This is a genomic window from Corallococcus sp. CA047B (genome assembly GCF_003612065.1).
Classification (GTDB): Bacteria; Myxococcota; Myxococcia; order Myxococcales; family Myxococcaceae; genus Corallococcus; species Corallococcus praedator.
Window position 1 is genome coordinate 1 of record NZ_RAWD01000268.1, and the last position, 13,465, is coordinate 13,465.

Genomic DNA, 13,465 nt, shown 5'->3' on the forward strand with positions numbered 1-13,465 from the left:
GGGGGAGGGGGCGGCCGAGGACGGAGTCACCGGACCACTGCCGGGAGTGCCCGGCCTCCGGATGACTTCGACTGCGGGGACCACCCGCCGTGTCTTCCTGTCGTTCACGGTTGTACGTTACCTGATGCGCGGGGTCCGGGCATGCCCGGGCTCACGGCTGGGGGGATGCTGAGAGGTCGACCTTCCACCCGGACGGCTCCCGCACCATCCGGACCTCGCCCGACCTTCCCGCCGAGCGCACGACCAGGGTCGCCTCGTCGCCCTCCTGGCGGAGCAGCGAGACTTCCTGAACATCGGGGGGCACGGGGACATTCGCGAAGAACAGCGCCAGCGGCTCCGGCTTCACCATGCCGCCGGAGGCGTCGCTCACCTTCTGGGCCTGGGCCTTCAGGTTGGACTGGGTGGGTTGGGAAAGCCCCGCATAGGCCTTGGGCAGCTCGCCTCGCTGCACGTGCCGGTGGAAGGTCTGGTAGGCCCCCACGGGGGAGTCCGGCTGGAGCCGGTTGCAGCCGCCCAGGGCAAACAGGGCGAGCAGCAGCCAGGTCGTCGTCGCGAGCGGGCGCATGGAGCCTCCGGTTTAGGTCAAAGCGCCGCCGTGGGGAAGCGCGAGCTGCTTCAAGCCGCGTGCTGATGGACGCGATTACGTCCCGTCCCCTTGGCGGAGTACAGGCTCACATCCGCCGCGCGCAGCAGCGCCTCGGTCTCCTGCAGGTCGTCCGACGGCACCGTGGCGACCCCCAGCGAGGCCGTCAGCTTCACCATCTGGGTCACCCCGCCCGGCCCCTGCCAGGGCAGCTCCAGCTTCTCGATGGCCTCCCGCACCCGCTCGCACGCCCGGAGCGCGTCCTGGGGCGCCGCCTCCGGCAAGAGGGCAATGAACTCCTCGCCCCCGTAGCGGGCCAGCAGGTCCACTTCCCGCAGCGTGTTCCGGGCCGTCTGGGCCACCGCGCGCAGCACCTCGTCCCCGAAGGGGTGACCGTAGGAGTCGTTGATGTTCTTGAAGTGGTCGATGTCCAGCATCACCAGCGACAGGGGGGAGCGATACCTTCGCGAGCGCATGAACTCCTCGCTCAGCCGCTCCTCGAAGTAGCGCCGGTTGAACAGGCCCGTGAGCGCGTCCGTGCGGCTCAGCGCCAACAGCTCCTGCCGGCGCCGGTCCAGCTCCCGGTTGGCCCACTCCAGCTCCCGGTTCTTCTCCACCAGCGCGTCCTGCAGCGCCTTGAGCCGGAGCATCGACTTCACGCGCGCGCCCAGCTCCAGCATGTCGAAGGGCTTCACCAGGTAGTCATCCGCGCCCAGCTCCAGCCCCTCCACCTTGCCCGCCGCCTGCCGCGCCGTCATCAGGATGACCGGGATGAAGCCGAAGCCGCCCTCGCCCGCGTTCGCCTTGACGATGCGGCACACCTCCACGCCGCCCAGCCCCGGCATCTCCACGTCCATCACGATGAGGTCCGGCCGGCCCGCGCGGATGGCCGACAGCGCCTGCGCCCCGTCCAGCGCCTCCTTGAACACGTAGCCGTGCGGGGCCAGGCCCTCGCGCACGTGCTTCACCTGGGCCGGATCATCGTCCACGATGAGCACGGTGCGGCCGGAGAAGTCGTTCGCGGGCCCGCTCCTCCGGGCGACCTCCAGCATCCTCTTCCTCTCGGCTTCCGGCATGAGGTGCCCGCCCCCCTGGAGTGCGGTCGTGCCCACTTCACAAGTGTCCCCCGGTGCAGGGACCCGTCAGGTCGATTCTCACCTGCGCGCGGGGCCGCTGCCAAGGCCCGCCCGGTGCCGCCCGGCCGGGACGTTGGCGGGTCTACGGAACGGGCTTTACCAGCCGTGCACGGTAGACGGGTTCTCCGGACGCCAGGTAGCGCCGCTCGCGGGTGGAGGGCACCTCCTCCGGGTCATACGGATGGAAGACGCCGGTGCCCAGCGGGTTGTGGAAGCCCGCCTCCTCCAGGATGCGCAGCATGGCCACGCCGCGGTCCTGCACGTCGGTGCGCATGTCGAAGCGGCCGCCGGGCTTGAGCAGGCCCAGCATCAGCTTCGCGAAGTCCGGCTGCACCACCGCCCGCTTCGCGTGGGAGCGCTTCCACCAGGGGTCCGGGAACTGGAGGTGGATGCAGTCCAGCGTGCCGGGGGCGATGATGCGCGGCACCACGAAGCGCGCGTCGGATTCGATAACGCGCAGGTTCTTCAGGCCCAGCTTCTCCCCGCGCATCTGCGTGTCGCGCGCGTACTTCTTGCGCCACTCGAAGGCGATGAAGCGCACGCCGGGGTTGCGGCGGCAGTACTCCAGCGCGTGCCCTCCGGCGCCCGAGCCGATTTCGAGCTCCAGGGGACCGGTGAAGCCGAACTCCGCGTCCCAGTTCGGGGGCGTTTCCAGGGGGACGAACTTGAGGCCGACCGGTTCGGGGAGCAGGGCAGGGCGCATGGCGGGAGCGGGCGCCTCTAACCATGGAGCCGCGTGGGTTGGCCAGGGCAAAAGCGCGCGGGGTGCTATAGGGAAGGGCCATGAAGGTCTTCCAGTCGGTGCCCGAGGCAGGCCGCCAGCTCCAGGGGCAGGCCGTCGCGCTGGGCAACTTCGATGGCGTGCATGTGGGCCACCAGGCCCTCTTCGCGGAAGGGCTGCGCCACGCTGTCGCCTCCGCGCTCACCTTCCAGCCCCACCCGGGCAAGGTGCTCCAGCCGGAGCTCGCGCCCAAGCTCATCACCCTCCTGCCGCGCAAGCTGGAGCTGCTGGCCACCTGCGGCCTGGACAGCGTGGTGGTGCAGCCCTTCACCCGCGACTACGCGCGCAACTCCCCAGCGGACTTCGAGGCCGCGCTCCTGGACACCCTGGGCGTGGGCCACGTGGTGGTGGGCAGCGACTTCACCTACGGCGCCCACCGCGCGGGCACCGTCACCACCCTGCGCGAGGCCGCGGCGAAGCGCGGCGCCCAGGTCCACATCGTGCAGCCGGTGCACGTGGATGGCGTCGTCGCTTCGTCCTCGCGGATCCGCGAATACATCCTGGAGGGACGCGTGGGAGCGGCCCGGCGCCTGCTTGGCCGCCCGTTCGACCTGGATGGCACCGTGGTGGCCGGTGCGGGGCGGGGGCGCACCATCGGCTTTCCCACCGCCAACGTGGACACGCAGAACGAGCTGCGGCCCGCGCCCGGCGTGTACGCCATCCGGGTGCGCCTGCACTCGGAAGCGGACGGCCCGTGGCGGCCGGGCGCGGCGAACATCGGGGTGAAGCCCACCTTCGGCGGCACGGAGGTCACCATCGAGGCGCACCTCTTGGACTTCACCGGCGACCTCTATGGCAAGGAGCTGCGGGTGCAGTTCCTGGAGCGCCTGCGGCCCGAACAGCGCTTCGGCTCCGCGGCGGAGCTGGTGGGTCAAATCAAACGCGACGTGGAGGCCGCCCGCACCGTGGTGGCCCGCGGCGACGGGTGACGGAAAGGGCCGTTTTTCCGCCACGCCGGACGCCTTCCTGGGTGAAGGACGGCGCGTCCGGGTCTGGGGCGGCGGACAGCAAGGAGGCACGCGGGGGCGCCTTGACAGGCCGCGCATCGGTTTCCTCTAATCCGTGAGGATCCGTGCCAGGGCGTCAGGCCCCTGTCGCACCCCTCATCCCCCTCAAGGTCCCCGCGATGGCCGGGGGCCTGGCCGTCCCCTCCTCACGCTCAAAGAGGCATCCCAGAAATGTCCGGTCGACTCGGTGAATTGCTGGTGCGCGAGAACCTCATCTCCGTCCAGCAACTCCGCAAGGCGCAGGAGGAGCAGCAGAAGAGCGGTGCCCGCATCGGCACCGCGCTCATCAAGACGGGCGCCATCGAGGAGTCGAAGCTCACCGACTTCCTGTCGAAGCAGTACGGCGTCCCCGCGATCAACCTGAAGGACTTCGACATTGATCCGGACATCATCAAGCTCGTGCCCAAGGAAGTGGCCGAGAAGCACCTGGTGATCCCGGTCAACCGCGCGGGCCCGTCGCTCATCGTCGCCATGTGCGACCCGTCCAACATCTTCGCGGTGGACGACCTGAAGTTCCTCACCGGCTACAACATCGAGGCCGTCGTCGCCTCGGAGATCTCCATCCGCGAGGCCATCGAGCGCTACTACGCCGAGAAGGGCCCCTCGATGGAGGACATCGTCGGCGACGTGGGCGACGACATCGAGGTCGCCAAGGAGGAGCAGGAGAACCTGGATGAGATGGCCAAGGCCGCGGACGACGCGCCCGTGGTCAAGCTGGTGAACCTCATCCTCATGGACGCCATCAAGAAGCGCGCGTCCGACATCCACATCGAACCGTACGAGAAGGACTTCCGGGTCCGCTTCCGGATCGACGGCGTGATGTACGAGGTGATGCGCCCGCCCATGAAGCTGCGCAACGCCATCACCAGCCGTCTGAAGATCATGGCGTCGCTGGACATCTCCGAGCGCCGCCTGCCGCAGGACGGTCGCATCAAGATCAAGATTGGCGGCGGCAAGGAGATGGACTTCCGCGTGAGCGTGTGTCCCACGCTCTTCGGCGAGAAGGTCGTGATGCGCTTGCTCGACAAGAGCAACCTGCAGCTCGACATGACCAAGCTGGGCTTCGACGCGACGCCCCTGGCCTGGTTCAAGGAGGCCATCGACCGGCCCTACGGCATGGTGCTGGTGACGGGCCCCACGGGCTCCGGCAAGACGACGACGCTGTACTCCGCGCTCGCCAGCCTCAACGACGTGGGCACCAACATCTGCACCGCGGAGGACCCGGTCGAATTCAACTTCGCCGGCATCAACCAGGTGCAGATGCATGAGGACATCGGCCTGAACTTCGCCGCCGGCCTGCGCTCGTTCCTGCGCCAGGACCCGGACATCATCATGATCGGTGAGATCCGCGACTTCGAGACGGCGGAAATCGGCGTGAAGGCCGCGCTCACCGGCCACCTCGTGCTCTCCACGCTCCACACCAACGACGCCCCCGGCACCGTCAGCCGTCTGCTCAACATGGGCATCGAGCCGTTCCTCGTGACGGCGTCGCTCAACCTCATCCTCGCCCAGCGTCTGGCGCGCCGGCTGTGCCCGGCTTGCAAGCGCCCCGCGGAGAAGGTGGACGAGCAGGCCCTCATCGACGCGGGCATCCCGCCGGACAAGATGGGCACCTTCACGATGTACGAGAAGGTCGGCTGCCGCGAGTGCAACGACCGCGGCTACCGGGGCCGCGTGGCCATCTACGAGGTCATGCCCTTCTGGGACGGCCTCAAGGAGCTGGTCATCAACGGCGGCTCCGCGGCGGAGCTCAAGCAGGAGGCCATCCGGCTGGGCATGAGCAGCCTTCGCATGAGCGCGCTCAAGAAGCTCATGGACGGCATGACGACGCTCGAAGAGGTCGTGGGCAACACCGCGCCGGACCGCTTCTAGACACCTTCTTCACCTTTTCCCCCGACAGGACACGCATCCGTGGCCAACCTGCACCAGCTTCTGAAGGCGATGGTCGAGAAGGGCTCTTCCGACCTCCACATCACCACCGGCTCGCCGCCGCAGCTGCGCGTGGACGGTGAACTCGTCCCGCTCAAGACGGCGCCGCTCACCCCCGTGGAGACGAAGCAGCTCTGCTACTCCATCCTCACGGACGCGCAGAAGCACAAGTTCGAGGAGGAGAACGAGCTGGACCTGTCGTTCGGCGTGAAGGGCCTGTCACGCTTCCGCGCGAACATCTTCATGCAGCGTGGCGCCGTCGCCGGCGCCTTCCGCACGATTCCCTTCAAGATCCTGACGTTCCAGGAGCTGGGCCTGCCGCCGGTGGTGGCGGAGCTGGTGAAGAAGCCGCGCGGCCTCATCCTGGTGACGGGCCCCACGGGCTCCGGCAAGTCCACCACGCTGGCCTCGATGATCGACAAGATCAACACCGAGCGTCATGAGCACATCATGACCATCGAGGACCCCATCGAGTACCTGCACCCGCACAAGAACTGCCTGGTCAACCAGCGCGAAGTGGGTGCGGACACGAAGAACTTCAAGACGGCCCTCAAGTACATCCTGCGCCAGGACCCGGACGTGGTGCTGGTCGGTGAGCTCCGAGACCTGGAGACCATCGAAGCGGCGCTCACCATCGCGGAGACGGGCCACATCTGCTACGCGACGCTGCACACCAACAGCGCCGTGCAGACCATCAACCGCGTGCTGGACGTGTTTCCGCCCTACCAGCAGCCGCAGGTGCGCGCGCAGCTCTCCTTCGTGCTGGAGGGCGTGATGAGCCAGGCGCTGGTGTCCAAGGTCGGCGGTCCGGGCCGCGTGCTGGCGCTGGAGGTCATGATCCCCAACCCCGCCATCCGCAACCTCATCCGCGAGGACAAGGTCCACCAGATCTACTCGTCCATGCAGGTGGGCCAGGCGAAGTACGGGATGCAGACGTTCAACCAGGCGCTGGCCGCCCTCCTGGCGCGCCGGCTCATCTCCCAGGACGAGGCCTTCGGCCGTTCTTCCGACCCGGAGGAGCTGCGCAACATCCTCGCGACGGGCGCTGGCCAGCCCGGGGCCCAGCGGCCGGCCGGGGGAGCGGGAGCCCGTTAGTTTTCCGACGTGAATTTCGCGGGTTAGACTCGCGCCCTCCCCGGAGGTCCAGGTTATGGCGGCACCAGCGGTCCAGCAGAAGGCGACAGCATCCAAGAAGAACACCGCCCAGTTCCTCTGGGAGGCGAAGACCAAGAGCGGGGAGAACAAGAAGGGCGAGATGGAGGCCATGGACGTGGAGGCCGTCAACGCGCGCCTCAAGTCCCTGGGTCTCAACCCGACGAAGGTCCGCAAGAAGAGCGCGCTGGACTTCGAGCTCTCCATCCCCGGGATGGGCGGCGTCGTCGGCAAGGACATCCTCATCTTCACCCGTCAGTTCGCGACGATGATCGACGCGGGTCTGCCGCTGGTGCAGTGTCTGGACATCCTCGCCAGCCAGATGGACAACCCCGCCTTCAAGAAGGTGGTGTTCGCCATCAAGAACAAGGTGGAGCAGGGCAGCACCTTCGCGGACGCGCTGAAGGAGCACCCCAAGGTCTTCGATGAGCTCTACGTCCAGCTGTGCGCCGCGGGCGAGGTCGGCGGTATCCTCGACACCATCCTCAACCGGCTCGCCGCCTACCGGGAGAAGGCCGAGAAGCTCAAGGCCAAGGTCAAGAGCGCGATGACCTACCCGACGGTGGTCATCATGGTGGCCATCGGCGTGACGGCGCTCCTGCTCCTCAAGGTGACGCCCGTCTTCGAGAAGATGTTCGCGGACTTCGGTTCGCAGCTGCCGGGCCCCACGCAGGTCGTCGTGGACATGTCGAAGTTCGCCCAGGCGTACTTCCTCCACACCGTCATCGGCATCGCCGCGCTCGTCTTCTCCTTCACCTGGAGCTACCGCCAGCCCCGGGGCCGCAAGTTCTGGGACAAGACGTTCCTCAAGCTGCCCCTGTTTGGCGACGTGCTCCGCAAGGTGGCCGTGGCGCGCTTCACGCGCACGCTGGGCACGATGATCTCCTCCGGCGTGCCCATCCTGGACGCCCTGGACGTGACGGCGAAGACGGCCGGTAACCGCACGGTGGAAGAGGCCATCTACTACGTGCGCGGCAAGATCGCCGAAGGCAAGAACATCGCGGGTCCCCTGCTGGAGACCAAGGTGTTCCCCTCCATGGTGGTGCAGATGATTGGCGTCGGTGAAGCGACGGGCGCCATGGACACCATGCTCAACAAGATCGCCGACTTCTACGACGACGAGGTGGATACGGCCGTCAGCAACCTGACGTCGCTCATCGAACCCATCCTGATGGTGTTCCTCGGCGGCGTGGTCGGCGGCTTCCTCATCGCCATGTACCTGCCCATCTTCTCGCTTGCCGGCGCAATCAAGTAACGCGGTGGCACGAAGCACGGCGCGAAGCGTGGCCCCCGGGCTGCGCTCGCGCCTGGTGTGGCTGGTGTTGTTCCGCACCGTGGCGGCGAGCCTGTCGCTCGTCGTGACGGTGGTGCGGTTGATGACCCAGCCCGCGCAGGAGCCCAGCCGCGCGGACTCGCTGTCGTTCGCGGTCATCGCGGGCGCCTACCTCCTCACCGTGGTGACGGGCCTCCGGCTGCGCCGGGGCACCGCCGGGCGCCTGGACGCCACGGTGCAGGTGGTGGGCGACGTGCTCATCGCCACCGGGCTCGTGTACCTGAGCGGCGGCGCGGAGTCCCCGCTCACGTTCCTCTACAGCCTGGCCGTCATCGGCGCGGCGGTGGTGCTGGACTGGCGCGGCGCGCTGGTGGCCGCGGCCGTGTCCACGTTCGCCTTCACCGCGCTCCTGCTCATCATCCGGCTCACCACGCCGGTGAGCAGCATTGAAGTCTCACCCGCGCGGGTGCTCTTCGTGCTGGGCAGCAACGCGCTGGCGCTGGTGCTCATCGCCGTGCTGTCCGGCTACCTGTCGCGCCAGCTGTCCGCCACGGGCGGCGCGCTGTCGCAGAGCGAGGCGGACCTGCGGCGGCTGGGGCGGCTGCAGCAGCTCATCCTGTCCTCCATGCCGTCGGGGCTCGTCACCTGTGACGTCCACCGACGCGTCACCTTCCTCAACACCGCGGGCAGCGGCATCCTCCAGGCGGACGACTTCTCCTGCCTGGGCCAGCCCCTGGAGAACCTGCTGCCGGGCGTGGCCTCGCTGGCGCCGCGCTCCACGCGCGGGGAGCTGCCGGTGCAGACGCCCGGGGGCAAGCGGGTGCTGGGCCTGTCGGTGTCGCCGCTGGAGGGCGAGGCGGGCGCGCTGCTCATCGTCTTCCAGGACCTCACGGAGCTGCGGCGCATGGAGGAGGACTTGAAGCGCACGGACCGGCTGGCCAGCCTGGGCACCCTGTCCGCGCAGCTCGCGCACGAGCTGCGCAACCCGCTGGCCGCCATGCGCGGCTCCGCGCAGCTGCTGGCCCAGGAGCAGTCGAAGGACGCGGTGGTGCAGCGGCTCACCGGCATCCTCATGCGCGAGTCGGACCGGCTGGCGCGGCTGGTGGAGGACTTCCTGCGCTTCGCCCGTCCGCCGGAGCCGCAGCGCAGGGCGGTGGCGCTGGACACGCTCGTGTCGGAGACGGTGGACATGCTGCGCGCGGACCCCCTCACGCGCGAGGTGTCCATGGAGGTGCTGGTGCCCCAGGCCCTGATGGCGCCGGTGGATCCGGATCAGCTCCGCCAGGTGCTCATCAACCTGGTGCGCAACGGCTGTCAGGCGGCGGGCGCGCGAGGCACGGTGCGCGTGGCCCTGGCGCGCGCGGACCAGGAAGCGCAGATTCGGGTGTGGGACTCGGCCGGCAGCATCACGGAGGAGATGATGGGACACCTGTTCGAGCCGTTCTTCACCACCCGCAGCGGTGGCACCGGGCTGGGCCTGTCCACCGCGCACTCCCTCATCCGCGCGCACGGCGGCACCATCCGCGTGAAGTCGCACCCGGCCGAAGGCACGGAGTTCCTGGTGGGGTTGCCTCTGTGAGCGCGCTCCATGAAGGCGGCCCTCGCGGCCACGTGCTGGTGGTGGACGACGAGCTGTCCATGCGCGAGTACCTGGAGATCCTCCTCGTGCGGGACGGCTACGCGGTGACGAGCGTGCCCGCGGTGGCGCCCGCCTGCGAGGTGCTGGCCCGGGACTCCGTGGACCTGGTCATCTCCGACATGAAGCTGGGCCCCGGCGGCAGCGGCCTGGACGTGCTGCGGGCGGCCCGCGCGCGCAAGGAGCCGCCGGAGGTGGTGCTCATCACCGCCTTCGGCACCCCGTCCTCCGCGGTGGAGGCCATGCGGGAGGGCGCCTACGACTACATCTGCAAGCCCTTCGACAACGAGGAGCTGCGGCTGCTGGTGCACAAGGCGCTGGAGAAGCGCGCGCTGCGCCAGGAGAACAGCACGCTGAAGGAGCGCCTGCTGCCGGGCCTGGGCGGGCTGATGGTGGGCTCGAGCCCCCGCATGCGCGCGCTCTGGCACCTGGTGGAGAAGGTGGCCCCGGGGCGCAGCACGGTGCTGGTGACGGGGGAGAGCGGCACCGGCAAGGAGCTGGTGGCCCGGGCCATCCACCTGAGAGGCCAGCGCGCCGCCCAGCCCTTCCTGCCCTTCAACTGCGGCGCCCTCAACGAGGGCGTGCTGGAGAGCGAGCTGTTCGGCCACATGAAGGGCTCCTTCACCGGCGCCACGCACGAACGCCCAGGCCTGCTGGTGTCCGCGGGCGAGGGCACGGTGATGCTGGACGAAGTGGGGGAGATGCCCCTGTCCACGCAGGTGAAGCTGTTGCGCGTGTTGCAGGAGCGCAAGGTGAAGCCCGTGGGCAGCGCGGCGGAGATTCCCTTCCATGCGCGCGTCATCGCCGCCACCAACCGCCGGCTGGAGGCGGAGGTGAAGGCGGGGCGCTTCCGCGAGGACCTCTTCTACCGGCTCAACGTCATCACCCTGGAGCTGCCCGCCTTGCGCGAGCGCCCGGACGACATCCCTCCGCTGGCGATCCACTTCCTGGCGCGCCTGTCGGAGGAGCTGGGCCGCCCGGCGCTCCGGTTCGCCCCGGAGACGCTGGCCCTGATGGAGCGCTACGCGTTCCCGGGCAACGTGCGCCAGCTGCAGAACATGGTGGAGCGCGCGGCCACGCTGTCGGACTCGGACCTGCTGGGGCCCACGACGCTGCCGCCCACGGTGCGCGGCGAGGCGGAGCCGCAGGCCCGCTCCGGTGAGGCCGGCGAGCCCGCGATGGGGGCGGGCTTCAACCTGGAGCGCCACCTGGACGACAGCGAGCGGCGCCACCTGCTGGCCGCGCTCAAGCAGGCGCAAGGGGTGAAGACGCGCGCCGCGGAGCTGCTGGGGCTGTCCTTCCGCTCCTTCCGCTACCGGCTGGCCAAGCACGGCCTCACCGACGAACTGGACGAGCCGACGCCCCGGGCCTGAAGCCCGGGGCCGCCGTGCTTCAACGTCAGCGGAAGTCGCGCCGCTCGAAGATGACGGTGGCCAGGGCGATGAGCACGCCCGCCCACGCGACGCTGTACGCCGCGCCGGACAGGAAGGTGCTGGCGTCCACCGGCAGCGCGTACGTGGCCTGCGGGCGGAAGTTCACCCGCTCCAGGTTGGGCAGCGCGTAATAGACGGTCTTGCCCAGCACCTGGATGAACGTGCTCTCCGAGCGGCTGGCGATGGCGTAGAGGTCGCCCGTCAGGTGCCCGGTGAAGTACAGGCCCGTGGTGGCGATGGCCGACACCGCCGGGCCCGCGAAGCTGGAGAAGAGGATGCCCACGCTGCTGATGACGAGCAGCTCGAACCACAGGCCCGCGCTCGCCAGCAGCTGCGTGGAGGTGATCTCCGCGCGGAACAGCAGCAGCTGACCGAGGAAGACGAGCGTCATCGCCGCCAGCAGCGCGCCCAGCGTCAGCATGGTGCCCGCAAGCCGCGCCAGCAGGAACTGCGTGCGGGACACGGGCTTGCTCACCACCAGGAAGATGGTGCGCCGCTCGATTTCACGGCTGAGCAGGCTGCTGGACAGGAACACCGCCAGGAAGACGAGGATGAGGCTCATCATCCCCAGGCCGAAGTCCGTCAGCACGCGGTCGAACGTGGCGACCGTCACCTCCGTCACCAGCGTGGAGGACAAGAGCACCACCGCGGCGAACACGCCCACCACCACCGTCACCCGGTTGCGGCGCGCCTCGCGAAAGCCATTCCACATCATCGCGCTGAAGGCGCTCATGTATTGATCTCCCCGCCCACGGTGGACGCGCGCCCGGACTCCTTGAGCGCGTTCATGAACAGCTGCTCCAGCGAGAACCGCGCCGGCTGCACCTGGTTCACCCGGCCCCCGGCGCCCAGCACGCCGCTCAAGAGCCGCTGCGTGTCCACGTCCGACACCTGGAGCAGCACGCGGCCGTCGAGCGCCTGGAGCGACTCCAGGGGAATGCCCAGCCCCTTCACCGCGTCCGGCGCTAGGCCCTCCACCACGACCTCCACGGTGGGCACCTGCGCGGACACCAGCTCCCGGACGCTGCCTTCGCGCACCAGCCGTCCGCCCACCAGCACCGCCAGCCGGTCGCACAGCGACTCGACGTCCGGGATGATGTGGCTGCAGAAGAGGACCGTGGTGCCCTTCTCCCGCTCCGCCAGGATGAGGTCGCGCATCTGGCGGCGGCCCAGCGGATCCAACCCGCTCGTCGGCTCGTCCAGGATGAGCAGCTTCGGCCGGCTCACCAGCGCCTGGGCCAGCGCCACGCGCTGCACCATGCCCTTGGAGTAGCGGCGGATCTGCAGCTTCTCCGCGCCCGCCATCTCCACCGCGCCCAGGACCTCCTTGACGCGCACGTCCAGCTCCTGGCCGCTCAGGCCCGCGAGCTGTCCGGCCAGCGTCACGAACTCCCGGCCCGTGAGGTACTCGTACGGGGCGGGGTTCTCCGGCAGGAAGCCCACCAGCCGCCGGGTGGACGCCTCATCCACCGGCTGGCCGAAGATGCGCGCGACCCCGCTGCTGGGGCGCACCAGGTTCATCAAAATCTTGATGGTGGTGGACTTGCCCGCGCCGTTGGGGCCGAGCAGGCCGTAGATCTGCCCGGCGCCCACCTGGAGGTCCAGCGACTGCAGGGCCCGCACGGTGCGGTTGAACCAGAAGCCGACCTTGTACGTCTTGGCGAGCCCCTGGGCCAGGATGGGAGGGGCGTCAGGATTGGGAGTCGTCATGGCGCTTGGGTCGTCCGGGGCTTGGGCAGGATGCGTTCGCCACTTTCCGTCTTCTCGTCCTCGATGAGCTCCAGCCGGAACTTGGAGGCGTTGGAGTAGGCCCGGCCGTCCTGGCCCAGGAAGAACTCCCCGCCCAGCGGATCCGCGGGGAGCATTCGCAGGTCGCCCGCCGTCACCAGCGCGGGCAGCGCGTCGGGCAGGCGGCCCTCGCGGGCGCGGTAGCGGGCAATGGCCGCGTCGATGCCCCGGAGCACGCGCTCCTGCTGGATCTCCTGGATGCGCTGCTCGTAGAAGGCGCGCGATTCCTCGTCCTCCGCGCTGTCGCGCAGCGCGAGGGTCAACGACATGCTCGCGTCGAAGTCACCGGACTGCGCGTACAGCCGCGTCGCGAGCGCGGCGTAGTAGGGCGGGGCACCCTCCCACCGGGACATCTCCTGGATGAGGTCCGCGGCTTCCTTGTACTTCCGCTCGAAGAACATCAGGTTGTACGCGAGCTGGAAGGTCAGGGGCTGGTCGTGCGGGACGTTCGCCACGCCCTTGCGCAACAGGGCCGTGGACTCCGCCGTGTTGAGATAGCCGCCCTTGCCCGTGTAGACGGGGATGGTGAGGCCTCCGTAGAGGTACGCCTGCCGGAACTTCGGATCCAGGTCCGTCACCAGCTCCGCGTAATCGGAGATGTGGCGGTACTCCTCCGCGCGCACCGCGCTTCCAATGCGGTTGAGCATGAGGATCCAGAAGTAGTCCGTCACCAGCCCCCGCTGCGCGGTGAACAGCGCCTTGAGCAGGTCGGGGCGGGGGAGCAGGGGCCCGCCGCCTTGTCTGCGC

The 13,465-nt window shown here is 69.1% G+C and carries 12 protein-coding genes; 6 read left to right on the forward strand and 6 right to left on the reverse strand.

Annotated features, from left to right (window positions below; all coding sequences use genetic code 11):
- Positions 1 to 151: 151 nt before the first annotated feature.
- The 3 genes from D7X74_RS31320 to D7X74_RS31330 all read right to left on the reverse strand — a co-directional run bounded on the left by D7X74_RS31320 (position 152) and on the right by D7X74_RS31330 (position 2,422).
- Positions 152 to 565, reverse strand: coding sequence for a hypothetical protein (locus D7X74_RS31320; protein WP_120536684.1), 414 nt, complete (start codon positions 563 to 565; stop codon positions 152 to 154).
- Between the two features lie 50 nt (positions 566 to 615).
- Positions 616 to 1,659 (reverse strand): diguanylate cyclase, encoded by a 1,044-nt coding sequence (locus tag D7X74_RS31325; protein WP_120536685.1) that lies wholly within the window; start codon positions 1,657 to 1,659, stop codon positions 616 to 618.
- A 142-nt stretch (positions 1,660 to 1,801) separates the two neighbouring features.
- A complete protein-coding gene (locus D7X74_RS31330) occupies positions 1,802 to 2,422 on the reverse strand; it encodes a tRNA (guanosine(46)-N(7))-methyltransferase TrmB (protein ID WP_120536686.1) in 621 nt (206 codons plus the stop codon).
- An 80-nt stretch (positions 2,423 to 2,502) separates the two neighbouring features.
- On the opposite strand from D7X74_RS31330, the gene D7X74_RS31335 reads away from it, so the two are divergent.
- The 6 genes from D7X74_RS31335 (at position 2,503) to D7X74_RS31360 (ending at position 10,870) form a co-directional block, all read left to right on the forward strand.
- Positions 2,503 to 3,429, forward strand: a complete 927-nt coding sequence (locus D7X74_RS31335; RefSeq protein WP_120536687.1) for a bifunctional riboflavin kinase/FAD synthetase — start codon at positions 2,503 to 2,505, stop codon at positions 3,427 to 3,429.
- Positions 3,430 to 3,678: 249 nt separating this feature from the next.
- Complete coding sequence (pilB, locus tag D7X74_RS31340) at positions 3,679 to 5,379, forward strand: type IV-A pilus assembly ATPase PilB (RefSeq protein ID WP_120536688.1); 1,701 nt, start codon at positions 3,679 to 3,681, stop codon at positions 5,377 to 5,379.
- A 39-nt stretch (positions 5,380 to 5,418) separates the two neighbouring features.
- Positions 5,419 to 6,531, forward strand: a complete 1,113-nt coding sequence (locus D7X74_RS31345; RefSeq protein WP_120536689.1) for a type IV pilus twitching motility protein PilT — start codon at positions 5,419 to 5,421, stop codon at positions 6,529 to 6,531.
- Positions 6,532 to 6,586: 55 nt separating this feature from the next.
- Positions 6,587 to 7,843 (forward strand): type II secretion system F family protein, encoded by a 1,257-nt coding sequence (locus tag D7X74_RS31350; RefSeq protein WP_120536690.1) that lies wholly within the window; start codon positions 6,587 to 6,589, stop codon positions 7,841 to 7,843.
- 121 nt (positions 7,844 to 7,964) lie between these two features.
- Positions 7,965 to 9,440, forward strand: coding sequence for a nitrogen regulation protein NR(II) (locus D7X74_RS31355; protein WP_233602337.1), 1,476 nt, complete (start codon positions 7,965 to 7,967; stop codon positions 9,438 to 9,440).
- Positions 9,437 to 10,870, forward strand: coding sequence for a sigma-54 dependent transcriptional regulator (locus D7X74_RS31360; RefSeq protein ID WP_120536691.1), 1,434 nt, complete (start codon positions 9,437 to 9,439; stop codon positions 10,868 to 10,870). Before D7X74_RS31355 ends, D7X74_RS31360 begins: the two co-directional genes overlap by 4 nt.
- A 25-nt stretch (positions 10,871 to 10,895) precedes the next feature.
- Here the strand turns inward: D7X74_RS31360 and D7X74_RS31365 are convergent, their stop codons facing one another.
- The 3 genes from D7X74_RS31365 to D7X74_RS31375 form a co-directional block, all read right to left on the reverse strand.
- Entirely contained in the window at positions 10,896 to 11,663 is a 768-nt protein-coding gene (locus tag D7X74_RS31365) for an ABC transporter permease (protein WP_120536692.1), read from the reverse strand.
- A complete protein-coding gene (locus D7X74_RS31370) occupies positions 11,660 to 12,640 on the reverse strand; it encodes an ABC transporter ATP-binding protein (RefSeq protein WP_120536693.1) in 981 nt (326 codons plus the stop codon). Before D7X74_RS31370 ends, D7X74_RS31365 begins: the two co-directional genes overlap by 4 nt.
- On the reverse strand, positions 12,637 to 13,465 hold an 829-nt coding region (locus D7X74_RS31375), incomplete at its 5' end, for a pilus assembly protein PilG (RefSeq protein WP_120536694.1). The genes D7X74_RS31370 and D7X74_RS31375, both read right to left, overlap by 4 nt.

Bases quoted from the DNA above. Each gene is read 5' to 3' on its own strand.
- D7X74_RS31320 (WP_120536684.1), bottom strand. From the start codon at position 565: ATGCGCCCGCTCGCGACGACGACCTGGCTGCTGCTCGCCCTGTTTGCC.
- D7X74_RS31325 (WP_120536685.1), bottom strand. From the start codon at position 1,659: ATGCCGGAAGCCGAGAGGAAGAGGATGCTGGAGGTCGCCCGGAGGAGC.
- D7X74_RS31330 (WP_120536686.1), bottom strand. From the start codon at position 2,422: ATGCGCCCTGCCCTGCTCCCCGAACCGGTCGGCCTCAAGTTCGTCCCC.
- D7X74_RS31335 (WP_120536687.1), top strand. From the start codon at position 2,503: ATGAAGGTCTTCCAGTCGGTGCCCGAGGCAGGCCGCCAGCTCCAGGGG.
- pilB (WP_120536688.1), top strand. From the start codon at position 3,679: ATGTCCGGTCGACTCGGTGAATTGCTGGTGCGCGAGAACCTCATCTCC.
- D7X74_RS31350 (WP_120536690.1), top strand. From the start codon at position 6,587: ATGGCGGCACCAGCGGTCCAGCAGAAGGCGACAGCATCCAAGAAGAAC.
- D7X74_RS31355 (WP_233602337.1), top strand. From the start codon at position 7,965: ATGACCCAGCCCGCGCAGGAGCCCAGCCGCGCGGACTCGCTGTCGTTC.
- D7X74_RS31365 (WP_120536692.1), bottom strand. From the start codon at position 11,663: ATGAGCGCCTTCAGCGCGATGATGTGGAATGGCTTTCGCGAGGCGCGC.
- D7X74_RS31370 (WP_120536693.1), bottom strand. From the start codon at position 12,640: ATGACGACTCCCAATCCTGACGCCCCTCCCATCCTGGCCCAGGGGCTC.